This window comes from Limnohabitans sp. TS-CS-82, from assembly GCF_002943475.1.
The window spans coordinates 154427-179011 of the sequence record NZ_PTQX01000003.1; the positions used below are offsets into that span (position 1 = coordinate 154427).

Below are 24585 nucleotides of genomic sequence, written 5' to 3' on the forward strand. Positions count from 1 at the left end.
CCAACCTTTGGGGGGATGCAGGGGCTGTGCGCCGCCCTGCCTAGCAGACCGCAATTTTACAAGGCGGGGTTTTCAAACGTCACGGTCACGCGCAAGCCGTGGGGGCTTTCGTTTTGCATGGCCACGCTGGCACCGAGCAAACGCACATATTCGCTGACGATGGCCAAGCCCAAACCCGAGCCCTCTTTCAAAGCCTCGCCCGCCGACCCCTGCACCCAGCGGCGCGACAGTTGCGTGAGTTGAGCCTGAGACACGCCCGGCCCGTTGTCGCTGACCGACAGCACCACCGCTTGCGGTACCTCCACCACGGACACGGTGATACGACACTCGCCCGCCTCGGCGCGACCGTAACGCAAGGCGTTGTCCAGCAAGTTGTTCAACACACCTTCGATCAACGCCGCGTTGCCGATCACCTGCACGGGACGGTCCACACCGCGTGCGCCTAAATCGACCTGCATCGCATCCGCACGGGGCAAAAACCGCAACACAGCCTCGCCCACCAACGCGTCTAAAAACACGGGCTCCTGCACCAAACTTTGGTGCGCCTCGTCCGCCAAGGCCAGCGCCAACAGTTGGTCCACCAAATGGCTGGCTCGGGCTTGGCTCTGGGCAATGCCCGTCAACTGCTCACGCCAGACTTGTGGATCGGGGTGACGCAAGCCGTAATCGGCCAACGCGCGGATGCCCGCTAGGGGCGTGCGCAACTCATGCGCCACGTTGCCCGAAAACTCGCGCTGCGCTTGCACGCTAAAGGCAATGCGCCCCAACAACCCGTTGATCGCCTGCCCCAAGCGCTGCACATCACGCGTGCTGGCAGACACGGGCACAGGCGTGAGGTCACGGGCGTCACGGCGTCCCAAGGCCTGCTCTAGCTCCGCCAAAGGCACCAAGTCGGTCTCAATGGCCCGTTGCAACCACGCGGCCAAGCCCATCAACAGCAGCACCTGCGGCGCAATGGAAAACACCAACAAGCGTTGCAGCAAGCGGTCTCGGCTGGCGGTGGTTTGCGCCATCACCACATAAAAGTCGGACGGCTGCTGACGGTGAATGGTCACGCTGCGAAGCGTATGGTTTTGATAATCTAAAGCATCGAATTGCGGCGTCGCCGTGCCATTCAAAATGGCGGGCCGCAAGCCCGCGTGTCCTGCCAGCATAGACCCGTCGGGGCGCAACACCGCAAAGTACAAAGACTCGCTTTGGTCGAACAGCACCGTACTTATCTCTTGCGCCGTCAAGCCCAACTCCAACCCGCCCACGCCGACATCGGCCGTGCGGCGCACATGGCTGGCCACCAAATACGCGTCGTCCAACAAAGCGCGGTCAAACGCCTGCTGCATAAAATAAGAGGCCACGCCCACCACCAAGGCCGAGCCGATCATCCATGTCAGCGCCAAAGGCAGCAGCACATGGCGCAGCAGCCGGTTGCGCAGCGAGGGCTTGAGGTGCAGGCGATCAGGCGCGATCACGCGGAGCCTCCAGCACATAACCAATGCCGCGCAAGGTGCGAATGGTGGCGCCACTGTCGGCCAATTTTTTACGCAGCCGCGAGATGAACGCCTCCAGCGCGTTGTCACCCAAGGCCTCGTCAAAGCCAGACAGCTTGTCAGACAAGATGCGTTTGCTGACCGCGCGACCCGGCGGCGTCATCAGCTCCCACAGCACCTCGAACTCGCGGGCGGGCAAGGCCAAGTCGTCCTCGTCGAGCAGGATGCGGCGGTTCTTGCGGTGCAACGCCAAGCGGCCCACGCGCGCCACATCGTCAGCACCTTGGGCACGTCGGCCCAAAGCCCGCAAGCGGGCCTCCACCTCTTCTAAATCAAAGGGCTTGCCCAAGTAGTCATCGGCCCCCGCATCGAGGCCGGCAATGCGTTCGTCGGTGCGGTTGCGTGCCGTCAACACCAGCACAGGCGTGCGGTCGCCACGCGCACGGGCGTTGCGCAGCAGCTGCAAGCCGCTGCCTTGGGCGGCATGGGCTTGACCATTCAAGGGCAGGTTCAGATCAAGCAGCACCGCGTCGTAACTCTGCACTTGCCAAAAATGCGCCGCCTCCTCCAGATGACTGGCCGCGTCCACGCGATGACCCGCATCGCTCAAGCTGCGCAGCATCACCGTTTGCAACACGGCATCGTCTTCGATGAGCAAAATTCGCACGGCGTTAAATAGAAAGAATGAAGGGCGACAGGAGCGCCTGGTTTGGTCAGGAATTGGTCAGGCAGCATCAACGATAAACGGCGCATGAGCATACGACAGAACCTGCGCCTGCGCCGCCTAAACGCGGCATACAGCCACACTTTACGCACCGCTGCGGTAGCCACATGGGCCACCGCCATCGCCGCCGCGTTGGCCTTCAGCCACGGCAGCGTGATGGCACAAACAGCCACAGAAACGCTGGGACTGACCCGCGTCTTAGAGGCCGCCCGCAACAACATCGACGTGGCCATCACACGCCAAGCCGCGGAAGCCGCCAAAGCCGACGTGCTGGCCGCTGACCGCTCGCCCTTCCCCGTGTTCACCGCCAAAACCAGTCAGATGTATTTGGACAACGGCGTGAAGGGGGACCAAGGCGTCGGCCCCGGCCCGTTTGGTCAAAAGAACATCGACAAATCCGGCGGCATTGACTGGACGTGGGAGCGCGGCGGCAAACGCGCCCTGCGCACCCAAAGCGCCAGTCGTTTGGCCAACGCGGCACAAGCCGATTTGCAAGACATGCAGCAAAGGCAACAGGCCGCAGCCGCAGCGGCCTACTTTGACTTGCTGGCGGCACGAGAACGCCATCGCGAAATGCACGCACTTTTACAAAGCGCTCAATTGCTGGCCAAAAGTGCGGGCCTGCGCCTGAAGGCAGGTGACCTGTCAGCCCAAGACACCGCCCGCTTCGACATCGAAGCCCAACGCGCCCAAGCCGATACCCACAGCGCCCAGCTGGACCAACAACGTGCTTTGCTGTTGCTACGCCAACTGACGGCCCTGCGCGTTGACCTCGCCCACTGGGGCATCGCCGCCGACTGGCCCGCATTGCCCAGCACGCCATTGCGCAGCGACGTGCCCGAAACTTGGGTGGAACAACGCCCTGATGTAAAAGCCGCACAAGAACGCGTGACAGCCGCACAAGCCGCCCTCGACCTTGCCGTGTCACAAAAAACAGCCGATGTGACCGTAGGCAGCAGCTTGGACCACGACCCCCGCGTGTCCCGCCGCAGCCTTGAATTGCGCTTCTCGGTGCCCCTGCAATGGGGCTATGGTTTTGAAGGCGAAATTGGCCGCGCCCAAGCACAACTCACCCAAGCCCAAGACTTGGCGGAGAAAACCAAACAAGACGCACGCGCTGAGTTGCAACGCCTGTTGGAAGAATTGCGCACCGCCTTGCAACGCGAAACCTTGTACGCCCAAGACATCGTGCCCCGCGCACGCCGCGTGGCCGAACAAGCCGAAGTGGCTTACGCCAAAGGCGCCTCCTCGCTCACCGACTTGATCGACGCACGCCGCACGCTGCGCAGCACCTTGATCGAAGCAGCGTTGGCCCGCGCCGACTACGCCAAAGCGAACGTGGTCTGGCGTCTGCGCACCCCGGACACAGAAAGCAGCAACGCCACAGGCAAAACGCCCAACGTCAGCCGCTGAAAAAACAACATGTCTGAACACAAAAACACCATGACCGACAAAGCCTCTTCCTTTTTGAACACGCCTGCCAAACGCTACGGAGCTATGGCTGCCGTGATCGCTTTGCTGGTGCTGGGCTACACACTCACCGGCCAGGAAGCGCCACGCCTCGCCGCAGCGCCGCAACCCATCGTGCAAGGCCAACAGCTGCGCTTTCCTGCCGGTCACCCACAACTGGCCTTGCTGGGCACAGCGCCTGCCGTGGCTGCACAAAGCGTGAGCATTGAGTTGCCGGCGCGCTTGGTGTGGAACGAAGAACGCACCCAACGCATCTACCCCGCCTTTGCAGGACGCGTGGCACAACTCAACGCCGACATTGGACAAAGCGTGCAAGTCGGCCAAGTGCTGGCCACCTTGGCATCGCCCGAGTTTGGCGCCGCCCAAGCCGACACCGCCAAAGCCCAAGCCGATGCACGCTTGACCGAACGCAACCTCGCTCGCCAACGTGAGCTGTTTGAAGCCGGCATCATTTCCCGCAAAGACCTCGAACAAGCCGAAGCCGAAGCCGCACGCGCCCAAGCCGAAGTAGCACGCGCCCATGCACGCACCAGCCTGTACGGCGCAAGCAGCGGTGTGAACCAACAACTGGGCTTGGCCTCGACCGTGCGCGGCGTGGTGGTGGAACGCAACCTGAGCGCGGGTCAAGAAGTGCGTCCCGACCAAGGCGGCCCCGGCAACCCCGCCCTCTTTGTGGTCAGCGACCCCAGCGTGCTCTGGGTGCAAATTGACGCGCACGAATCTGACGTGGCCTCGCTCAAACCTGGCACCACCATCCAACTGATCTTGCACAGCTTTCCCGGTCAAAGCTTCCAAGCCAAGATCGCCGCGACGGGCGACTTCATTGACAGCAACACGCGCACCATCAAAGTTCGCGCCGTCATCGACAACGCGCAACGCCAACTCAAAGCCGAAATGCTGGGAACGGCCCGCATCGAACGCAAGCTGGCCGCCGGCGTGTTGGTGCCCGCCAGCGCCGTGCAATTGCGTGGCACCGAACATTGGACCTATGTGCAAACCGAGCCTGGCGTGTTTGAACCCCGTCAAGTCAAACTCGGCTACGAAGGCCTGCAAGAAGTGCTGGTCGTGCAAGGCCTGCAAGCCGGTGACTTGGTGGTGAAAGACAACAGCTTGTTGTTGGCCCGTGAGTTTCGGATTGCCAAGGAAGAAGCACAAAAACAACACAGCACAGCCCCCGCCCAAACTGCGGCAGACCAAAAATGAAACGTCTCATTCATTACGCGCTGAACCAGCCTCTGTTCATTTTGCTGGGCACTTTGCTGTTTGTGATGGCGGGGGTATTTGCCTTCAAGAACCTGTCGGTAGAAGCCTTCCCAGACGTCACCGACACACAAGTCACCGTCATTGCGCTCTACCCAGGGCGCGCGGCCGAAGAAGTCGAAAAACAAGTCACGCTTCCCATTGAAGTCGCGTTATCGGGCTTGCCAAATTCGATTCGGGTGTTTTCACACACACAGTTTGGTTTGTCATTCACCGTGGTGACTTACAACGACAACGCCGAAGTGAACGTGGTTCGCCAACAAGTGAATGAACGCTTGCGCGGCATCGACTTGCCCGAAGGCGTAGAGGCACAAATTGCGCCAAACGCCACACCCGTCGGCGAAATCATGCGCTACCGATTGCGTGGCGATGGCAAGTCCACCACGGAGCTGCGCACCTTGCAAGACTGGAGCGTTGAACGCGCGCTGCGTCAAGTGCCCGGCGTGGCCGATGTGGTGGCGATGGGTGGCTTCATCAAGCAATACGAGGTGCAGCCCGACTTGCACAAGTTGAGCCAGTTCAAACTCACCTTGCAAGACCTGTCCAACGCGATTGGACATGGCAACGCCAACGCGGGTGGCAGCTACATCACACAGGGCACGCAGCAATACGCCATCCGCGGTTTGGGATTGCTGCACTCCGCCGATGATTTGGGGCGGGTTGTCATCACCACCCGAGGCAACACACCTGTGCTGGTCCGCGATGTGGCCAAAGTCACGATCGGCGCTGTGCCGCGTTTAGGCACCGTGGGTCAAGACAGCGATGACGATGTGGTGACGGGCATCATCATCATGCGCAAAGGTGAAAACCCCAGCGTGGTTCTCAAAGGCGTGAAAGAACGCATCGACGATTTGAACAACCGCGTGCTGCCGCAAGGTGTGCAGATCGTGCCGTTTTACGACCGCACTTGGCTGATGGCGAAAACACTGACCACGGTGTTTAAAAATTTGGTCGAAGGTGCCCTGTTGGTCGGCTTGGTTCTCTATCTGTTTTTGTCGAACTTACGCGCATCGCTGGCGGTGGTGGTGGTCATTCCGCTGTCTTTGCTCGCCACCTTTTTAGGCTTGAAGATCATGGGCGTGCCGGCCAACTTGTTGAGTTTGGGTGCGATGGATTTCGGCATCATCGTGGACGGGGCCGTGATCGTGGTGGAAAACATCATGCACCGCTTGGCTGAACGCGGCGAAGGCATGAACGAGAAAGAGCGTCGCACCCTCATCACCAACGCCGCCAGCGAAGTGGGTCGACCCACCGTGTTCTCCATGCTCATCATCATTGCGGCGCACATTCCCATTTTTGCGCTGCAACGCCATGAAGGCCGCATCTTCCAACCCATGGCGCTGTCGGTCACGACTGCGCTGATCGGGTCTTTGGTTTTCTCGCTAACCTTGGTCCCCTTGTTGTCTTATTGGATGTTGCGCAAAGGCGTTCCACACGGCGACAACCGTTTGGTCGGTAGCGCCAAACGTCTTTACGAACCGGTACTGACTTGGGCCATTGCACAGCCGCGCAAGGTGGTGGTGATCGCGATGGCAGGCTTTTTCCTGTCGGTGCTCGCCGCCTCTCGGCTGGGCTCAGAATTTTTGCCCGAGCTCAACGAGGGAACCATTTGGGTCAATGTCCGCTTACCCGCCAGCATCTCCAACGATGAGGCTGCGAAGGTGCTGCACAACGTGCGAACCGCCTTGCTCACTGTGCCCGAGGTAAAAACAACCGTATCAAAAGCGGGTCAGCCTGAAGATGGCACCGACCCCAAAACCATCAGCATGGCGGAGGTCTTTGTCGACTTGAAAGCGCCTGAACTGTGGCGCAAGGGTTTAACGCGTGAACATCTGATTGAAGAAATGGACCGTGCCGTGTCCGATCTGCCAGGCATGCAACCCACGTTCTCACAACCGATTCGTGACAACGTGTTGGAGTCGATTTCACAAATTGATGGGCAAATCGTGATCAAAGTTTCAGGTGACGATCTGGATATTTTGCGCAAAACCACTGAGGCGATTGAACATGAGATACGCACCGTACGCGGCGTGTACCGTGCCGAGATTGACCGTCAGGGCGAGTTGCCACAACTGTTGATCGACATCGACCGAGAGCGTAGCGCTCGTCTGGGACTGAATGTCAGTGACATCCAAGACGTGATCGAAACTGCACTGGCTGGCAAAGCCGCAACCACCATCTGGGAAGGCGAGCGCCGGTTCACAGTGGCGGTGCGCTTGGCCTCTGAACGTCGTGCCATTGTGAATTTGAAAGACATCTTGATTCCCACCCCAAACGGTGGCAGCACGCAACTCAGCAACGTCGCAGAAATTCGCGAAGGCAGCGGTGCGATGAACATCGCGCGTGAAGCTGGACGTCGCACGATGGCCATTGGTATTTTCATCAAAGGTCGCGACATGGGCTCAATCGTGGCGGACATGAAAACCATCGTCGCTGCGAAGGTGGAAATACCGCGCAATTACGGGCTAACTTGGTCCGGCGAATTTGAGAACCAAGAACGCGCCATGCAACGCTTAGGCGTGGTGGTGCCGATTTCGTTATTGCTGATCTTCGTGCTGCTGTTCGACGCGTTTGGCTCGTTCAAAACCGCGGGGCTGATTTTGATCAACGTGCCCTTGGCCTTGATTGGCGGCTTTGTGGCGCTGTGGATTTTCAGCATTCCGCTGTCGGTGTCAGCGGCCATTGGCTTCATTGCGCTGTCGGGGCAAGCGGTGCTCAACGGGGTGGTGATGCTGTCGGTCTTTCAACAACTGCGCAACGCGGGCTACACCGTGATAGATGCCGTGAAAGAAGGCGCGTTGCAACGTCTGCGCACGGTCTTGATGACGGCCATGCTGGCCGCTTTGGGCTTGCTGCCGATGGCACTGAGCCACGACATTGGCTCTGAAACTCAACGGCCTTTGGCGATTGTGGTAATCGGTGGCTTGGTTACCGCCACGCTGCTGACCTTGGTGGTGTTGCCTGCGTTGTATGTGGCTTGGTTCTCCAACAAACCCTTGCAGGCGCCTAAAGAAGCCTAAACCGCGTTAACCGCCATGCAAAAAGCCACAGCAACATGCTGTGGCTTTTTGCTTTAAGGCTTCCAACGCTTGAGCAACAAGGCGTTGGTCATGACGCTGACCGAGCTCAGCGCCATGGCCGCACCCGCCACCACAGGGCTGAGGTAGCCCATGGCGGCCAGCGGAATGCCCGCGGCGTTGTAGGCAAAGGCCCAAAACAGGTTTTGGCGAATCTTGGCCACCGTGCGCGCCGAAATATCCAAAGCACCGGCCACCAGCGCCACATCGCCGCGCATCAACGTGATGCCTGCGGCGTTCATGGCCACATCGGTGCCACCGCCTTGGCCATGCACGCTGACATTGGCCATGGCGAGGCCCACATCGGCAGCGGCCAAGGCTGGGGCGTCGTTGATGCCATCGCCCACAAAAGCCACCACATGCGGAGGGCCGTCGGGGTTGTGCTGGAGTTGACGCACCAACGCGGCCTTGTCGCCGGGCATGACGTTGGCGTGCACTTCGTCAGGACGCAGACCCAAACGGGCGGCCATGGCTTGCGCAGCGCCTGGGTTGTCCCCAGAAATCATGACCAACCGCAGACCACGTTCGCGCAGCCGTGCCAGCGCCGCTTGCACACCGGGCTTAGGTTCGTCACCAAAGGCCAGCACGGCGCGGGCTAGAAGGCCCTGTGGCGCGCGTTCGACCAAAACGGATACCGAGGCACCCTCCGCCTGCAACGAAGTCGCCTGAGCGCGCCAAGGGCCTTCTGGCACCTGTAAAACATCCATCCAGCGCAAGCTGCCCAACAACAGAGTACGACCTTGCACCGTGCCTTCGCTGCCAAAGCCGGGCACAGCACGCATGTCGGTGGGCGGTGTCACGCTCAGCCCTTGGGCCTTGGCGGCTTGCACCACGGCGTGAGCCAGGGGGTGTTCGCTGCCGCTTTGCAGGCTGGCCGCGAGGGCCAACCAGCTGGCGTCAAGGGGGTCGCGGGTTTGAAGTTCATCGACCACCGAAAGTGACAGCAAACGTGGCTGCCCGACCGTGAGCGTGCCGGTTTTGTCAAACGCCACGGTGTCCACGCGGTGTGCGATCTCTAAGGCTTGGGCATCTTTGATCAGAATGCCGAATTTCGCTGCCACACCCGTGCCCGCCATGATGGCCGCAGGCGTGGCCAAACCCAAGGCGCAGGGGCAAGCGATGACCAACACCGCTACCGCATGAATCAGCGACACCTCCACGCTGTGCCCCGTCCACCACCAGCCTCCCAAGGTGAACACGGCCAAGACCAAGACGACTGGCACAAAGACAGCAGAAACTTGGTCCACCAAACGCTGAATGGGCGCCTTGGCCGCTTGCGCGTCTTCGACCCAACGGATGATGTTGGCCAACACGGTGGCAGTGCCCGTGGCGGTGACTTTGACCACCACACGCCCCTCGCCGTTGATGCTGCCACCGGTGACATGCGCGTCCACGGTTTTAGACACCGGCAAAGGCTCGCCCGTCAGCATGGATTCGTCCACCTGGGTTTGACCTTCCAACACCACGCCATCCGCCGCAAAGCGTTCACCGGGCAAGACCACCACGCGGTCACCGACCAGCAGTTCGTCGATGGGAATGTCCATCTCTCCATCCAAACCGATGACGCGAGCGCGTTCGGGTCGCAAGGCATGCAGCGCGCGAATGGCATCGGTGGTTTGGCGTTTGGCGCGCGCCTCCAACCACTTGCCCAACAGCACCAGCGTGATCACCACGGCTGAGCCTTCGAAGTACAAATGCACCATGGCCCCCGCAGGCGCACTGAGCCACAGCCAAACCGACAAGGCCCAGCCAGCTGTGGTGCCCAAGGCGACCAACAAATCCATGTTGCCGCTGCCTGCCAACAGCGCATGCCAACCCGCTTTGTAAAAGCGCGCACCGAGGATGAACTGCACAGGGGTGGCCAACAAAAATTGCCACAGCGCGGGCAGCATCCAGTGTTGGCCCAAGGCATCGCCCAACATGGGCAAGACCAAAGGCGCGCTCAGCAGCAAACCGATGGCCACAGGCAAAAACCCGACCCAAGGCCCGACAGGCGCAAGCTCTAAGTGTTCGGCAGCGAGGGGTTCGTAACCGGCATCGCGCACGGCACGTCGCAAACGGGCTTGTTGCGTTTGGGTGTCTGAAGCCATCTCTGCATCAGAACTCGACGCATCGCCGGTGCCAGCCGCAGACTCAGCCCACGTCACACGCGCAGACTCGGTGGCGAGGTTGACGCTGACCGATTGAACACCTGGCACCTTGGCAATCGCGCGTTCCACACGGGCCACACACGAAGCGCAGGTCATGCCACCAATACCGATATCGCAGGACAATTCATTCATGCGGTAAGGTTACATCTTTATGAGGAGCGACTTATGGAACACACTTTTCAAGTTCAAGGCATGACCTGCGGGCATTGCGAAATGGCCGTCAAAAAAGCGGTGCTGCGTTTGGATGCGCAAGCACAAGTTCAGATCGACCGAAACCACGACAAAGTGGTGGTGCAAACTGAACAGCCTCGCGAAACCGTGGCCCATGTGATTGCCGAAGAAGGCTACGCGGTCGCATGAGTGCCGTCACGCAAGGCCGCAGCGTCGAACGCTTGGTACAAGGCCAAGACACACAAGATGGCGCAGGGGTGCGCTTGACCCGCGTGTTGACCCATGACTTGCAGACGCGTCTCGACCCCTTCTTGATGCTCGACGCTTTTGGCAGCGACAAGCCTGACGACTACATTGCCGGTTTTCCCAACCACCCCCACCGTGGCTTTGAGACCGTGACCTACATGATCGCGGGCCGCATGCGCCACAAAGACAGTGCGGGCAACGAAGGCCTGCTGCAAAACGGTGGTGTGCAATGGATGACCGCAGGACGCGGCCTGACCCACAGCGAAATGCCCGAGCAAGAAGAAGGCGTGATGGAAGGCTTTCAGCTTTGGTTGAATTTGCCGAGTCAAAACAAACTGTGCACGCCAGGCTACCGCGACATTCAAAGCGAAGACATACCTGAAGTCACCACCGGGAATGGTGTGTTGGTGTGCGTGATTGCCGGTGCGTCACACGGGGCTGAAGGTGCTGTGCAACGCGAACACACGCATCCCATTTATTTGGATGTGCAATTTCCCAATACCAACGACACCGTCTTTGAACAAACCTTGCCTGCCACACACAACGCTTTTGTGTATGTGTACCGAGGCAGCTTAGAGGTGGTTCACGGCGATCAGGCAACCACTGTGCCCGTGCAACGCATGGCTGTGTTGAGCAACCTTGGTGACGGCGTTGTGTTGCGCGCTCAAGCCAACACACGCGCCATCTTGATTGCAGGCCAGCCTTTGGGCGAGCCGATTGCGCAATACGGTCCGTTTGTGATGAACACGCGTGAAGAGCTCGTTCAAGCGGTAGACGACTTTCGCGCAGGTCTGATGGGTTAAAAAATGGGGTGTGCGTTACACAACTTTACGCAAGTTGTTGTTTAGCGCACAGACGCGACACACAAACGGTTCACAGTCAAAGCTCAACAGAGGCATTTTGCTTCTCACTTTAAGGAACTTTTATGAACCGTTTGAACATCACCCGTTTGGCCATGACTGCCCTGCTGGCTGGCACAGCCATGGCAGCCACATTGCCTGCACAAGCTCAACCCATGATGGGCGAGATGGGCATGCACCATGACGATGACCGCATGCATGAACGCATGGGCAAGCGTTGGGAAAAGCGACAGACTGAATTGAAAGCCAAACTGCATTTGGCACCATCGCAAGAACCCGTATGGACGGCTTTTTTGCAAGGCATGAAGGCGCCTGCCAACCGCCCTATGCAGCCGGTTGACCGAGAGGCGTTGGCCAAGCTCAGCACGCCCGAGCGCCTAGAAAAAATGAATGCGATGCATGAAGCCAACTTCGCGGCCATGCAAACCCACATCAAACAACGCACCGAAGCCACACGCACGTTCTACAACCAACTGAGCGTCGAACAGCAAAAGGTGTTTGACGCCGAAACCCTTCCAGAACATGGACACTGGAAAGGTCGACGCAATTAAATGTCGATGTTGGCAGCGCGCAAAGCGTTGTTTTCGATGAAGTGACGGCGGGGCTCCACCTCGTCGCCCATCAACATGGTGAACACGCGATCGGCTTCGATCGCGTCGTCAATTTGCACACGCAGCAAACGACGCACGGTGGGGTCCATCGTGGTTTCCCACAACTGTGCAGGGTTCATCTCGCCCAAGCCCTTGTAGCGTTGACGTGCGGTAGCGTTTTCGGCTTGACCAATCAACCACTTCATGGTTTGACGGAAGTCGCTGACCTTTTCTTCTTTGGCCTTTTCACCTTCACCACGCTGCACGCGTGAGCCTTCGCTCAACAAACCACGGAAGGTTTGTGCGGCTTCGGCCAACGCGGCGTAGTCGGCACCGTGCACAAAGTCTTGCGTGATGATGCTGCTCTTGACGTTGCCGTGGTGGCTGCGGCTGATGCGCAAAATGGGTTTGTCGGTGCGGACATCAAACTCGCCCGACGCTTCTGAGCCACTGCCCAACTCGCGCAACTTGGCTTGCATCGCTTCAGCAGACGCTTGGGCATCGGCCACCGTGTCGAGGTTGACCGACACACCATCGGCCATGGCACGCAGAGCTTCTGCGTCCATGAAGCCACTCAAACGTGCAATGACGGCTTCAGCCAGCTGGTGCTTGCGCGCCAACTCAGCCAAGGTGTCGCCACTCAAAGTTTGGGCATTAGCGCCACCGGTTGTGATGCTGGCTTCTTTCAAAGCAATGCGCAGCAAGAAACCGTCGAGTGCCGACGCGTCTTTCAAATAAAGCTCTTCTTTGCCTGCTTTGACTTTGTAAAGCGGTGGCTGCGCAATGTAGATGTGACCGCGTTCCACCAATTCAGGCATTTGGCGATAGAAAAATGTGAGCAACAGCGTGCGAATGTGCGCACCGTCCACGTCCGCGTCAGTCATGATGATGATGCGGTGGTAACGCAGCTTGTCGACGTTGAAGTCGTCGGTCGCTGACTTGCCAGACTCTGCACTGGCTTTGCCAATGCCGGTGCCCAAGGCGGTGATGAGCGTCAAGATCTCATTGCTGGTCAACAGCTTTTCGTAACGCGCTTTTTCGACGTTCAAAATTTTGCCGCGCAAAGGAAGAATCGCTTGGAATTTGCGGTCACGGCCTTGCTTGGCAGAGCCGCCGGCCGAGTCACCCTCGACGATGTAGATTTCACACAGTGCTGGGTCTTTTTCTTGGCAATCGGCCAACTTGCCGGGCAAGCCCATACCGTCGAGCACACCTTTGCGGCGCGTCATTTCGCGGGCTTTACGAGCGGCTTCACGCGCACGCGCTGCTTCCACAATCTTGCCGCAAATGATCTTGGCATCGTTGGGACGTTCTTGCAGGTAATCGCCCAAAGCTTTGGCCACGATGTCTTCCACCGGTGCACGCACTTCGCTCGACACCAATTTGTCTTTGGTCTGGCTGCTGAATTTAGGTTCAGGCACTTTGACCGACAACACGCAACACAAGCCCTCGCGCATGTCGTCGCCCGTCACTTCGACTTTGGCTTTTTTAGCGAACTCGTGTTCTTCGATGTATTTGTTGATCACGCGTGTCATGGCAGCGCGCAGACCCGTCAAATGGGTGCCGCCATCGCGTTGCGGAATGTTGTTGGTGAAACACAGCACGTTCTCGTTGTAGCCGTCGTTCCACTGCATGGACACTTCCACACCAATGCTGGTGCCAGGAATACCGCCATACGTTTCAGAAGGACGTTCACCTTCGGAATAAAAAGCATTGGGGTGCAACACTTTTTTACCGGAGTTGATGAAGTCCACAAAACCTTTGACGCCGCCCGCACCCGAGAAATCGTCTTCTTTGCCTGTGCGTTCATCCATCAAACGGATGCGTACACCGTTGTTCAAGAAGCTCAGTTCACGCAAACGCTTGCTCAAGATTTCGTAATGGAAATCTGTGTTTTGGGTAAAGATTTCAGTGTCTGGCAAGAAGTGAACTTCCGTACCGCGCTTCTCTGTCTCACCCGTGATGCGCATGGGCGAAACTTCCACGCCATTCACCACTTCAATGATTCGGTTTTGCACAAAGCCTTTGGAAAATTCCAAGGTGTGCACTTTGCCTTCGCGACGCACCACCAAACGCAAAGATTTCGACAGTGCGTTCACACATGACACACCCACGCCGTGCAAACCACCTGAGACCTTGTAGCTGTTTTGGTTGAACTTGCCACCCGCATGCAATTCGGTCAAGGCAATTTCAGCAGCACTGCGCTTGGGCTCGTGCTTGTCGTCCATCTTCACGCCAGTTGGAATGCCGCGACCGTTGTCGGTCACGCTGATGGAGTTATCGCTGTGGATGGTGACCACGATGTCATCGCAATGACCCGCCAAAGCTTCGTCGATCGAGTTATCAACGACCTCAAACACCAAATGGTGCAAGCCTGAGCCATCCGACGTATCACCGATGTACATGCCTGGGCGCTTGCGAACGGCCTCAAGTCCTTCAAGGATCTGGATAGATCCTTCGCCATAGCCTTCACCGGCTGGAGGTGTGATGGGAGTTTCAGGAATTTGAGTAGGTTCGGTCATAGCAAATCTTCGTGCGCAGCGCACAAGGCGCTGCGAATTCTGTCGAGAAAAAAATAATCAGTGGCGCTTAGATGCGCATTGGCATCACCACGTACTTGAACGTGTCGTTGCCTGGGATGGTGATGAGCGCGGAGCTGTTCGAATCGGCCAAGTCCACTTGAACCATGTCTTGGTCCATATTGGTCAAGGCGTCGATCAAATAGGTCACGTTGAAACCAATTTCGATGGCATCACCGCCGTAGTCGATTTCGAGCTCGTCGACGGCCTCTTCTTGCTCAGCGTTGCTTGACGCCACACGCAAAACACCAGGCTCCAAGTTCAAGCGAACGCCTTTGAACTTGTCGCTGGTCAAAATGGCCGTGCGTTGCAAGGTAGCGAGCAATGCGGTGCGACCCATGGTGATGGTGTTTTTGTGGTTCTTAGGAATCACACGGTTGTAGTCGGGGAACTTGCCTTCGACCAACTTGGTGACGAACTCCATGCCTTCAAACGTGAACTTGGCCTGGTTGTTGGCGAACTGCATGTCGATGGCGCCTTCTTTGTCGCTCAACAAACGCTGCATTTCAAGCACTGTCTTGCGCGGCAAGATGACTTCTTGACGCGGCACTTCCACATCCAACATGGCCGATGCAAATGCCAAACGGTGACCGTCTGTTGCCACCAAGCTCAGTTGCTTGCCTTCTGCCACAAACAAAATGCCATTGAGGTAGTAACGAATGTCGTGCACGGCCATCGAGAAAGAAACTTGGTTCAACAGCTCTTTCAAAGTCTTCTGAGGCACGCTGAATGCAGGACCAAAGTTGGCAGCTTCTTGCACCAGAGGAAAGTCTTCAGCAGGCAAGCTTTGCAAAGTGAAGCGGCTTTTGCCGCCTTTCAAAATCAATTTGCTTTGGCTCGATTCCAAACTCACCGTTTGATCAGAAGGCATGGTGCGCAAGATGTCGATCAACTTGCGTGCACCCACCGTCGTGGTGAAGTTGCCTGCATCGCCATCGAGTTCAGCTGTGGTGCGAATTTGGATTTCCAAATCACTGGTAGTCAGTTGCAGTGAACTGCCTGTTTTACGAATCAATACGTTAGCCAAGATAGGCAATGTGTGGCGTCGTTCAACGATGCCAGCCACGGATTGCAATACGGCCAAAACTTTGTCTTGCGTAGCTTTCAGAACGATCATCTCTTCCTCTTGTTTTCTTTATTTAAAGTAGTAGTAGTAGATAAGCACAGCAGGTTTCTGTGGAAAACAGCATTTTCCTCTTTTTTTTCAAGGACTTGGATCACTTTGAAGGGTGTTGGCAAGCTTGCTTTTCTGCTGTCACTCAAAACTGGATAACTTTGGTATGTTGCTTGGGTCTGTGGATAACTGGTGTGTTGTTCAAAAATTATCCACAGGGTTATGCGAAGTTGAAAATTTAGCCTTTTAGTGTCTGTTCGAGCACATGAAGTTGCTGATTGAGCTCGGTGAGTTGTTGACGTTCGGCGGCAATCTTACGAACGGCATGCAAAACGGTGGTGTGGTCACGTCCACCAAACAATTCACCAATTTCAGGCAAACTTTTTTGCGTCAGCTCTTTGGCCAGGTACATCGCAATTTGGCGAGGTCTCGCGATCGAGGCAGGCCGTTTCTTGGAGTACATGTCCGCGACTTTGATCTTGTAGTAATCCGCAACCGTTTTTTGGATATTCTCAACAGAGATTTGACGGTTTTGGATCGACAACAAGTCTCGCAAGGCGTCACGCGCGAGTTGAATCGAGATTTCTTTTTGGTTGAAACGTGAGTAAGCCAAGATTTTGCGCAAGGCGCCTTCCAGCTCACGCACGTTAGAACGCACGTTTTTAGCGACGAAGAAGGCAACCTCTTCGGGCATCTCCGTGCCTTCGTTGCGTGCCTTGGTGATCAAAATGGCCACACGCATTTCAAGTTCGGGCGGCTCAATGGCTACCGTCAAACCCGCATCAAATCGCGACACCAAGCGCTCATGAATGTCGGTCAACCCTTTGGGATACGTGTCGCTGGTCATCACGATGTGTGACTTTTTGGCCAGCAACGCTTCAAACGCGTTGAAAAACTCTTCTTGCGTTCTTTCTTTGTTGGCAAAAAACTGAACGTCGTCAATCAGCAGCAAATCTAAGGAGTGATAACGCTCTTTGAATTCGTCAAAGGTTTTGCGTTGGTAGGCTTTCACCACATCGGACACAAATTGTTCAGCGTGGATGTACAAAACTTTGGCGTCTGGGCGTTCGGCCAGCATTTTGTTGCCCACGGCGTGCATCAAATGGGTTTTACCCAAGCCAACGCCGCCATAAATGAACAAAGGGTTGTACAGCTGGCCGGGCATGGTGGCCACATGCAGTGCGGCAGCGCGTGCCATGCGGTTAGCGGTACCTTCGACCAAGCTGTCAAAGGTCAGTGCTGTGTTGAGGCGTGTGCGAGGGCCTGTGGGCGCTGCTTCTTCGATGCCCACAAAGCTTTCGGGCAAAGATTCCAACTCTTGCGTGTAAGGGACCACACGCGTTTTAACGGGTGCTTCTTTGGGCGTGATGGCTAATTCAACTTGAATGGGTTGGCCATAAAGTTGGTGCAAAAGTGCAGCAATGCGGTTGGCGTACTGGGCACGCACCCAGTCAAGCTTGAAACGGTTGCCAACCAAAATAACCACCTTGCTGAAATTTTCAGCAACAGTGGCTTGCAGGGGTTTGATCCACGTATTGAACTGTTGTTCAGGGAGTTCTTGTGCGAGTTGATCGACACAGGTTTGCCATAAACCATCGCCTGAATTTGAAGGCAAGCCGTCTGTGGCAGAGGAAGGGAGACCCTGAATCATGAATTATTTTTCTGTGGATAGCTGGGTAAAAATTCCCGCGAAAACGCACTTTATCAAACTTTTATCCACAGGTCACGGTAAAAATTTTTCGGCCTTTAAAGTGGCCAGTTCACCCCTTTGTGCAAGAAAATTCAGAGCGGCTTAAAAATTTGAGATAATCACGGGTTTCCCTGATCTTCAGGGTCTAGATATTTGGAATCATCATGAAACGCACTTACCAGCCTTCTAAAACACGCCGCGCCCGTACACACGGTTTCTTGGTCCGCATGAAAACTCGTGGCGGCCGTGCTGTGATCAACGCACGTCGCGCCAAAGGCCGCAAGCGTCTGGCTGTCTAATTCTCAAACCACTGAACAGGCCCGCGACGTGAGCGCCGTGGAACGTCTGACGCAGTGGGCTGAGTTTCAGGCTGTCATGGCAGCAGGCAGTGTGGCTAGAACGCCGCACTTTGTGTTGCATCAGTGGCGTCCCACGCAGATCAATTTGGCAGGGCCAGAGTTTGAAAAAACTCAGGCCCTGTTTTTGCACGACGTTTTGATGTTGGGTGCTTTGACACCCAAGCGATGGGCCAAACGCGCGGTGACGCGCAATTTGATTCGGCGTCAGATTCACAGCGTGTCGCAAGAATTTGCGGCCCAATTGACGCCAACGCCTTATGTGGTGCGGTTGCGCACCACGTTTGACACCAAAAAATTCATCAGTGCGTCTTCAGACGCCTTGAAAATTGCAGTTCGCGAAGAACTGACACAGTTGTTTGGCAAAGTTATTTCGCCATGATGCAAATGTTCCTCATCCGATGCGTTCGAGCCTATCGACTGTTCCTCAGTCCTTGGCTCGGTTCGGCGTGTCGATTTGAGCCGACATGCTCGGTCTATGCGCTAGAAGCTTTGTCACAACACGGTGCAGCGCATGGCAGCTATTTGACGTTGCGCCGTTTGGGTCGTTGTCACCCATGGTGCGCGGGTGGACAAGATCCTGTTCCGCCTACACAGCTTGCATTTTTGACTTCTTCGACATCTTCCAACTCCGGAAAGAACTCTTCATGAACGACATTCGCCGCACCATTTTGTGGGTGATTTTTGGCTTTTCCATGGTCCTTTTGTGGGACCAATGGCAGATCTTCAATGGAAATAAAGCCACCTTCTTTCCCAACCCTGCACAACAAGCACAAGCGGCCGCAAAGCCTGCTTCTGATGTGCCTCAAGCTGCTGGCGTGCCCGCTGCTGTGGCTGCTCAGCCAGGCACCGTGCCTGTTACCGAAGGTCAAACTTCTGCGCCTAAAGAGCTGATCGAGGTTGAAACTGACGTGCTCAAACTCACGTTTGACACCGAAGGCGGTACCTTGGCGCGCGTGGAGTTTTTGACCCAAGCGGATGTGTTGCACCTAGGGCACAACGTGGTCTTGTTAGATGACAGCAAAGAGCGCATCTATATGGCTCAAACAGGCTTGATCGCCAGTACCCCGGGTGTCTCCATGCCCACGCACAAGACAGCGATGAAAGTTTTGCCGGGCGCACGCAAATTGCAAGGTGATGTTCAAACACTGAACATCACGTTTGAGTCTGCAGCCCAAGGCGGCGTGAAATTGGTGAAAACCTACACTCTCAAGCGCGGTGCTTACGACATGGCCGTGAAACACGACATCGTCAACACCAGCACACAAGAGGTGTCGCCGCAGTTGTATTTCCAATTGGTTCGCGATGGCAACAAACCTGCGGGCGAATCGTCGTTCTATTCCACCTTCACGGGCCCTGCTGTTTATACAGACGCTAAGAAGTATGAAAAGGTGGAATTTTCCGACATCAAAAAGAAAAAATTCGACATCGAAAAGCAATCGGCCAATGGTTACATCGCCATGGTTCAGCATTACTTTGTCAGCGCTTGGATTTTGCCTGACGGCTTGAAGCGTGACATTTCGATGGACGCTGTGGACATCGGTTCTTCCATGGCCGACTGCTGCTACCGGGCCACCTTGATTGCACCTTTGGATGCCATCAAACCTGGGGAAACAAAAAGCGTGGCTGCCACTTTCTACGCCGGTCCACAAGAAGAGAAAAAACTTGAAGCCCTTTACCCAGGCTTGGAGCTGGTCAAAGACTACGGTTGGCTCACCATCATGGCCAAGCCTTTGTACTGGTTGCTCGACCAAATTCACAAAATCTTGGGCAACTGGGGTTGGTCCATCGTCGCCTTGGTGTTGTTGCTCAAAGCCGGTTTCTATGGTTTGAATGCTCATGCATACAAGAGCATGGCCAAAATGAAAGCGGTCAATCCACGCATCATGGAGATGCGTGAGCGTCTCAAAGACAACCCACAGCAAATGCAAGTGGAGATGATGAAAATCTACCGTGAAGAGAAGGTCAACCCCATGGGTGGTTGCTTGCCCATCATGATTCAGATTCCCGTGTTCATCGCCTTGTATTGGGTGCTTTTGTCCACCGTTGAAATGCGCAATGCGCCTTGGATGGGCTGGATCCACGACTTGGCCGCACCCGATCCTTTCTTCATCTTGCCTTTGGTGATGACGCTGACAACGCTGTTGCAAACAGCCTTGAACCCCGCACCACCCGATCCCATGCAAGCCAAGATGATGTGGATCATGCCGCTGGCCTTCAGCGTGATGTTCTTCTTCTTCCCAGCAGGTCTGGTGCTCTACTGGATCACCAACAACGTGCTGTCGATTGCACAGCAGTGGTTCATCAACATCCGCATGGGCGTGCCACCGCAATTCAACTTGCCTAAGTTCTAAATCAAAGTTTGAAAGCTTTTTCGCTTTCAAAAATTTGAAAACCCGCCGTCCGAAAGGGTGGCGGGTTTTTTTCTGGACAATCCATTCATGCTTTCACAACACGACGCCCCCATCATTGCCATTGCCACTGCCCCCGGTCGAGGCGCCGTCGGCATCGTGCGACTCAGCGGCAAAGGCTTGGGCCCTGTGGTGCAGGCCTTGTGCGGCCGCAGCCTCAAGCCGCGTGAAGCCACGTATTTGCCCATCGCGGACGCCAACGGCACACCCATCGACCATGTGTTGGCGCTGCACTTCCCTGGCCCCAACAGCTACACAGGCGAAGACGTGTTGGAGTTGCAAGCGCACGGCGGTCCCGTGGTGCTGCAATTGTTGCTCGCACGTTGTTTAGACGTCACCGCACAACAGGATGCCGAACAACGCCCCTTGTTGCGCGGCCTGCGTTTGGCGCAACCGGGGGAATTCACGCAACGTGCATTTCTGAATCACAAACTCGACTTGGCCCAAGCCGAAGCCGTGGCTGACTTGATTGATGCCAGCACCGAAGCCGCCGCACGCAGTGCAAGTCGTTCGTTGGCGGGTGCGTTTTCAACGGAGATTCACCAACTGCGTGATGCCTTAATCCACTTGCGCATGTTGGTGGAAGCCACGTTGGACTTTCCCGAAGAAGACATCGACTTTTTGAAACAAGCCGATGCCCAAGGTCAGCTGGACCGCTTGCAAGCTAACCTCTTGCGTGTGACGCAGCAAACCCGTCAAGGCGCGTTGTTGCGTGAGGGCATTCGCGTGGTCATTGCGGGCCAACCCAACGCAGGCAAAAGCTCCTTGCTTAACGCGTTGGCCGGTGCCGAGTTGGCCATCGTCACGCCCATTGCGGGCACCACGCGTGATGTGGTGCAACAAACCATTCAAATCGAAGGCGTGCCTTTGCACGTCATCGACACGGCAGGACTGCGCGACCACCCCGACGTAGATGAGGTCGAGCGCATTGGCATTGCGCGCGCGTGGGACCAAATTGGCCAAGCCGACGCCGTGTTGTTTTTGCATGACCTCACCCGTCAAAGCGATGCCACTTACAAAGCCGCAGACGCTGACATTGAAGCCACCTTGCAGCAAACCGTGGCCGCGCACGTTCCGGTGTTGCATGTGTGGAACAAGGCCGATACCAGCGAAGGTGCTGTGCCTTCTGGTGAGTCACGTCTGACCCTGCGCCTCTCCGCCAAAACCGGTGACGGTTTACCGGCCTTGCGCGAACACTTGCTGCAAGTGGTGGGCTGGCAAGGCGGCAGCGCCGAGGGGCTTTACATGGCGCGTGAACGCCATGTGCAGGCCTTACGCGAAGTCGATGCGCATTTGCACCAAGCCAACGCCTGTTTGCAAGCCAAAGTGCCAGCCTTAGATTTGTTGGCCGAAGAACTGCGCTTGAGTCAAAACGCGCTCAACACCATCACCGGTGAGTTCTCGTCCGACGATTTACTCGGCGTCATCTTTTCTAGCTTTTGCATCGGCAAGTAAAACGGCACCTGGCCGATAAAATCAAACCATGACCCAAACTCACGCCCCCACCATCGCGCCCGTGGACGACCAACGCATCTTGCAACTGGCCCATGACACGTTGGAGATAGAGGCCAACGCCGTGCGCGACTTGCGCGACCGCTTGTCCCCTAGTTTTGTGTTGGCCGTGCGTGCCATTCTCAAAGTCAGTGGCCGTGTGGTGGTCATGGGCATGGGCAAAAGCGGCCATGTGGGTCGCAAAATCACAGCCACCTTGGCGTCCACGGGCACACCCGCCATGTTTGTGCACCCCGCCGAAGCCAGCCACGGTGACCTCGGCATGGTCAAAGACGGCGACTTGGTGATTGCCATTTCCAACAGCGGCGAGAGCGATGAACTCGCCGCCATCTTGCCCGTGCTCAAACGCCAAGGCGTCCCTCTGGTTGCCATCACCGGTGGCGTGCAATCGACCCTGGCCAAGCATGCCGACATCGTGCTCGACAGCGCGGTGGCCAAAGAAGCCTGTCCGTTGAACTTGGCGCCCACGGCCAGCACCACGGCACAAATGGCCTTGGGCGATGCCTTGGCCGTGGCCTTGCTTGATGCACGCGGTTTTCGTGCCGAAGACTTTGCGCGTTCGCACCCCGGTGGGTCCTTGGGCCGGCGCTTGCTCACCCACGTCAGCGACGTGATGCGCAGCGGTGATGACGTGCCCCATGTGTTGCCCACCGCGACTTTCAGCGAATTGATGCGCGAGATGAGCGCCAAAGGACTGGGCGCCTCCGCCATCGTGGACGCACAGCGCAAGGTGCTGGGCGTGTTCACCGATGGTGACTTGCGCCGTCTGATTGAAAAAGGCACCGACATGCGCCAACTCAGCGCTGAGCAAGTCATGCACGCCCAACCCCGCACCGTGCGTGCGACCGCCTTGGCGGCTGAAGCCGCGGAGTTGATGGAGTTGCATCGCATCACCAGCGTGCTGGTGGTGGACGCGCAAGGCCTGCTCTGCGGCGCTTTGAACACCAACGACTTGATGCGTGCAAAGGTGATCTGATGACACAACGCTCACAAACAGCCATGCCAATCCCCGCGCTGAGCTTTGACCCTGCACTGTTGTTGCGTGCTCAAGGCGTGCGCGTGGCGTTCTTCGATGTGGACGGGGTGCTGACCGATGGCGGTTTGTACTTCACCGAAAGCGGCGAAACCATCAAGCGCTTTTGTACCCTCGATGGTCATGGGTTGAAGATGCTGAAAAAGGCAGGCATCACGCCCGCTGTCATCACCGGCCGCGACAGTGCGCCGCTGCGTACCCGGCTCAAAGCCTTGGGTATTGAGCATGTGCGTTACGGCACCGAAGACAAAGCACCGGCGGCCCAAGAAATTCTCACCCAACTGGGCTATGACTGGTCACAAGCCGCACACATTGGTGACGATTGGCCCGACATGGCCGTCATGCGATTGGCGGCCTTTGCCTGCGCTCCGAGCAACGCGCACATCGAAGTCAAGGCCATGGCCGATTACGTCACCCAACGTGAAGGTGGCCACGGTGCCGCACGCGAATTTTGCGATTTGCTGGTGGTGGCTTCGGGCCGTTATGCCGAGTTGTTGTACGGTCATCTCGCATGAGCCAAGCGCTCGTGTCGCGATCCGTCTGGGCGCGTTTGCGTCAAACGTGGGACCACCTCGCGGTCTACTTTCCCATTTTTCTCATGGGCTTGATGGCCTTGTCCACGTATTGGTTGGTGCGCAACACACCGGTCATGGGCGAGGTCGAGTTGGAGTCTGCGCCGCGTCATGTGCCTGACTACTTCATGCGCGATTTTTCAGTGAGAGTGTTCGGCGCCGATGGCAAACTCAAAAGCGAAATTTTGGGCGCTGAAGGTCGTCACTACCCCGACACCGACACGCTTGAGATCGACCACCCGCATATTCGGGCTTTTTCGTCAGAAGGCCGGCTCACCATTTCACGTGCCGAACGTGGCGTGATCAACGCAGACGGTTCCGAAGCACAGTTGTTCAACAAGGCGCAAATCGTGCGCGAGGCCGCCAAGACACCGCAAGGCGTGGTGTTGCCTCGTACCGAGTTGCGCAGTGACTTTTTGCACCTTTTTGCCAACACTGAGAATGTGCGCTCGCATTTGCCGGTTGAAATGTTGCGCGGCAGCGGCGACCGATTCACAGCAGATCGCATGGACTACGACAACCTAGACCGCATCATCCAGCTCCAAGGCCGTGTGCGTGGCACGATTGCACCGCGATCTCAAACGACTGACAAAAAAACAACCCCATAAAAAAAGGCTCCCGAGGGAGCCTTTTTGATGTGCAGTCAAGCAGATCAGTAGCTGTTGCCACCGCCGCCAAAGCCGCCGCGACCACCGCCGCCGCCGCCACTACGGCCACCGCCAGCACCGCCGCCGCCGTATGGGCTACGGAAACCGCCGCCGCCGCCGCCGCCTTCGCGACCGCCACCACCGTAGCCGCCACCGCCGCCACCACCACCGTAGCCACCGCCACCAGTGCGGGGAGGACGTGCCTCCATAGGACGGGCTTCGTTCACCACGAGGCTACGACCACCCAAAGGTGCGCCGTTCATGCCTTCGACAGCAGCCAAAGCTTCGGCATCGCTGCCCATTTCCACAAAGCCAAAACCTTTGGAGCGACCTGTGTCGCGTTCCATCATGACTTTAGCGCTGGTCACAGTACCGAACTGTCCAAAAGACTGCTCGAGGTCGCTGTCGCGAACCGAATACGGCAGGTTGCCGACGTACAATTTATTGCCCATGGAAGGGACTCCTTAAAACACAAAAACAAAGCGATGGAGTCCCGAACCGAAACTGACCGATCACCAAATACACCACGTCAAAACTCAGGTATCGACATAGCAACGGCCATTATGGGGCACAAGCACCCCATAAAACCAAGCGTTTTCCAGTATTCGCACGAATAAATCGCTGAAAAACCACAATTCA

Annotated in this window: 21 protein-coding genes; 14 read left to right on the forward strand and 7 right to left on the reverse strand. The window is 56.9% G+C overall.

The window, feature by feature from the left end; all coding sequences use genetic code 11:
• Positions 1 to 56 precede the first annotated feature (56 nt).
• Together C5F52_RS08545 and C5F52_RS08550 are read right to left on the reverse strand one after the other, a co-directional pair.
• Entirely contained in the window at positions 57 to 1466 is a 1410-nt protein-coding gene (locus tag C5F52_RS08545) for a sensor histidine kinase (protein ID WP_236657786.1), read from the reverse strand.
• Positions 1453 to 2151, reverse strand: a complete 699-nt coding sequence (locus tag C5F52_RS08550) for a response regulator transcription factor (RefSeq protein WP_104797937.1) — start codon at positions 2149 to 2151, stop codon at positions 1453 to 1455. Before C5F52_RS08550 ends, C5F52_RS08545 begins: the two co-directional genes overlap by 14 nt.
• 84 nt (positions 2152 to 2235) lie before the next feature.
• Here C5F52_RS08550 and C5F52_RS08555 point away from each other — a divergent pair, with 84 nt between their 5' ends.
• The 3 genes from C5F52_RS08555 to C5F52_RS08565 are packed head-to-tail and all read left to right on the forward strand — an operon-like array spanning position 2236 to position 7958.
• Complete coding sequence (locus tag C5F52_RS08555; protein ID WP_236657787.1) at positions 2236 to 3621, forward strand: TolC family protein; 1386 nt, start codon at positions 2236 to 2238, stop codon at positions 3619 to 3621.
• Between the two features lie 9 nt (positions 3622 to 3630).
• Positions 3631 to 4881 (forward strand): efflux RND transporter periplasmic adaptor subunit, encoded by a 1251-nt coding sequence (locus C5F52_RS08560; protein ID WP_236657788.1) that lies wholly within the window; start codon positions 3631 to 3633, stop codon positions 4879 to 4881.
• Positions 4878 to 7958, forward strand: a complete 3081-nt coding sequence (locus tag C5F52_RS08565) for an efflux RND transporter permease subunit (protein WP_104797938.1) — start codon at positions 4878 to 4880, stop codon at positions 7956 to 7958. The genes C5F52_RS08560 and C5F52_RS08565 overlap by 4 nt, the downstream gene beginning before the upstream one ends.
• A gap of 53 nt (positions 7959 to 8011) precedes the next feature.
• On the opposite strand, the gene C5F52_RS08570 is transcribed toward C5F52_RS08565, so the two are convergent.
• On the reverse strand, positions 8012 to 10297 hold the full coding sequence (locus C5F52_RS08570) for a cation-translocating P-type ATPase (RefSeq protein WP_236657789.1): 2286 nt from the start codon (positions 10295 to 10297) through the stop codon (positions 8012 to 8014).
• A gap of 33 nt (positions 10298 to 10330) precedes the next feature.
• Between C5F52_RS08570 and C5F52_RS08575 the strand changes: the two genes are divergently transcribed.
• From C5F52_RS08575 to C5F52_RS08585, 3 genes are all read left to right on the forward strand, one after another.
• Positions 10331 to 10525: a heavy-metal-associated domain-containing protein gene (locus tag C5F52_RS08575; protein ID WP_104797940.1), complete on the forward strand. Its 195-nt coding sequence runs from the start codon at positions 10331 to 10333 to the stop codon at positions 10523 to 10525.
• Positions 10522 to 11385, forward strand: a complete 864-nt coding sequence (locus C5F52_RS08580) for a pirin family protein (protein ID WP_104797941.1) — start codon at positions 10522 to 10524, stop codon at positions 11383 to 11385. Before C5F52_RS08575 ends, C5F52_RS08580 begins: the two co-directional genes overlap by 4 nt.
• A gap of 122 nt (positions 11386 to 11507) precedes the next feature.
• Entirely contained in the window at positions 11508 to 11993 is a 486-nt protein-coding gene (locus C5F52_RS08585) for a Spy/CpxP family protein refolding chaperone (RefSeq protein WP_104797942.1), read from the forward strand.
• On the opposite strand, the gene gyrB is transcribed toward C5F52_RS08585, so the two are convergent.
• From gyrB to dnaA, 3 genes are all read right to left on the reverse strand, one after another.
• On the reverse strand, positions 11990 to 14554 hold the full coding sequence (gene gyrB, locus C5F52_RS08590; RefSeq protein ID WP_104797943.1) for a DNA topoisomerase (ATP-hydrolyzing) subunit B: 2565 nt from the start codon (positions 14552 to 14554) through the stop codon (positions 11990 to 11992). The two genes, C5F52_RS08585 and gyrB, sit on opposite strands and share 4 nt — an antisense overlap.
• 67 nt (positions 14555 to 14621) lie before the next feature.
• The gene (dnaN, locus tag C5F52_RS08595; RefSeq protein WP_104797944.1) at positions 14622 to 15728 is read right to left on the reverse strand and encodes a DNA polymerase III subunit beta; all 1107 of its coding nucleotides are present in this window, start codon (positions 15726 to 15728) and stop codon (positions 14622 to 14624) included.
• A gap of 235 nt (positions 15729 to 15963) precedes the next feature.
• Positions 15964 to 17376 (reverse strand): chromosomal replication initiator protein DnaA, encoded by a 1413-nt coding sequence (dnaA, locus tag C5F52_RS08600; protein WP_104797945.1) that lies wholly within the window; start codon positions 17374 to 17376, stop codon positions 15964 to 15966.
• A 203-nt stretch (positions 17377 to 17579) separates the two neighbouring features.
• Between dnaA and rpmH the strand changes: the two genes are divergently transcribed.
• The 8 genes from rpmH to lptC all read left to right on the forward strand — a co-directional run bounded on the left by rpmH (position 17580) and on the right by lptC (position 23907).
• Positions 17580 to 17714 (forward strand): 50S ribosomal protein L34, encoded by a 135-nt coding sequence (rpmH, locus tag C5F52_RS08605; RefSeq protein ID WP_005798102.1) that lies wholly within the window; start codon positions 17580 to 17582, stop codon positions 17712 to 17714.
• Between the two features lie 28 nt (positions 17715 to 17742).
• Positions 17743 to 18153, forward strand: a complete 411-nt coding sequence (locus tag C5F52_RS08610) for a ribonuclease P protein component (RefSeq protein ID WP_104797946.1) — start codon at positions 17743 to 17745, stop codon at positions 18151 to 18153.
• Positions 18150 to 18422 carry a membrane protein insertion efficiency factor YidD gene (gene yidD, locus C5F52_RS08615; protein ID WP_104797947.1) on the forward strand — a complete coding sequence of 91 codons (273 nt, stop codon included), beginning with the start codon at positions 18150 to 18152 and terminating at the stop codon, positions 18420 to 18422. Before C5F52_RS08610 ends, yidD begins: the two co-directional genes overlap by 4 nt.
• Entirely contained in the window at positions 18419 to 20125 is a 1707-nt protein-coding gene (yidC, locus tag C5F52_RS08620) for a membrane protein insertase YidC (RefSeq protein ID WP_104797948.1), read from the forward strand. Before yidD ends, yidC begins: the two co-directional genes overlap by 4 nt.
• Before the next feature lie 87 nt (positions 20126 to 20212).
• Positions 20213 to 21637 carry a tRNA uridine-5-carboxymethylaminomethyl(34) synthesis GTPase MnmE gene (gene mnmE, locus C5F52_RS08625; protein WP_104797949.1) on the forward strand — a complete coding sequence of 475 codons (1425 nt, stop codon included), beginning with the start codon at positions 20213 to 20215 and terminating at the stop codon, positions 21635 to 21637.
• Positions 21638 to 21665: 28 nt separating this feature from the next.
• Positions 21666 to 22670, forward strand: coding sequence for an SIS domain-containing protein (locus C5F52_RS08630; RefSeq protein ID WP_104797950.1), 1005 nt, complete (start codon positions 21666 to 21668; stop codon positions 22668 to 22670).
• Complete coding sequence (locus C5F52_RS08635; RefSeq protein WP_104797951.1) at positions 22670 to 23242, forward strand: HAD family hydrolase; 573 nt, start codon at positions 22670 to 22672, stop codon at positions 23240 to 23242. Before C5F52_RS08630 ends, C5F52_RS08635 begins: the two co-directional genes overlap by 1 nt.
• Positions 23239 to 23907, forward strand: coding sequence for an LPS export ABC transporter periplasmic protein LptC (gene lptC, locus C5F52_RS08640; RefSeq protein WP_104797952.1), 669 nt, complete (start codon positions 23239 to 23241; stop codon positions 23905 to 23907). The genes C5F52_RS08635 and lptC overlap by 4 nt, the downstream gene beginning before the upstream one ends.
• 44 nt (positions 23908 to 23951) lie before the next feature.
• Here the strand turns inward: lptC and C5F52_RS08645 are convergent, their stop codons facing one another.
• A complete protein-coding gene (locus C5F52_RS08645) occupies positions 23952 to 24398 on the reverse strand; it encodes an RNA-binding protein (protein ID WP_104797953.1) in 447 nt (148 codons plus the stop codon).
• Between the last annotated feature and the right edge of the window lie 187 nt (positions 24399 to 24585).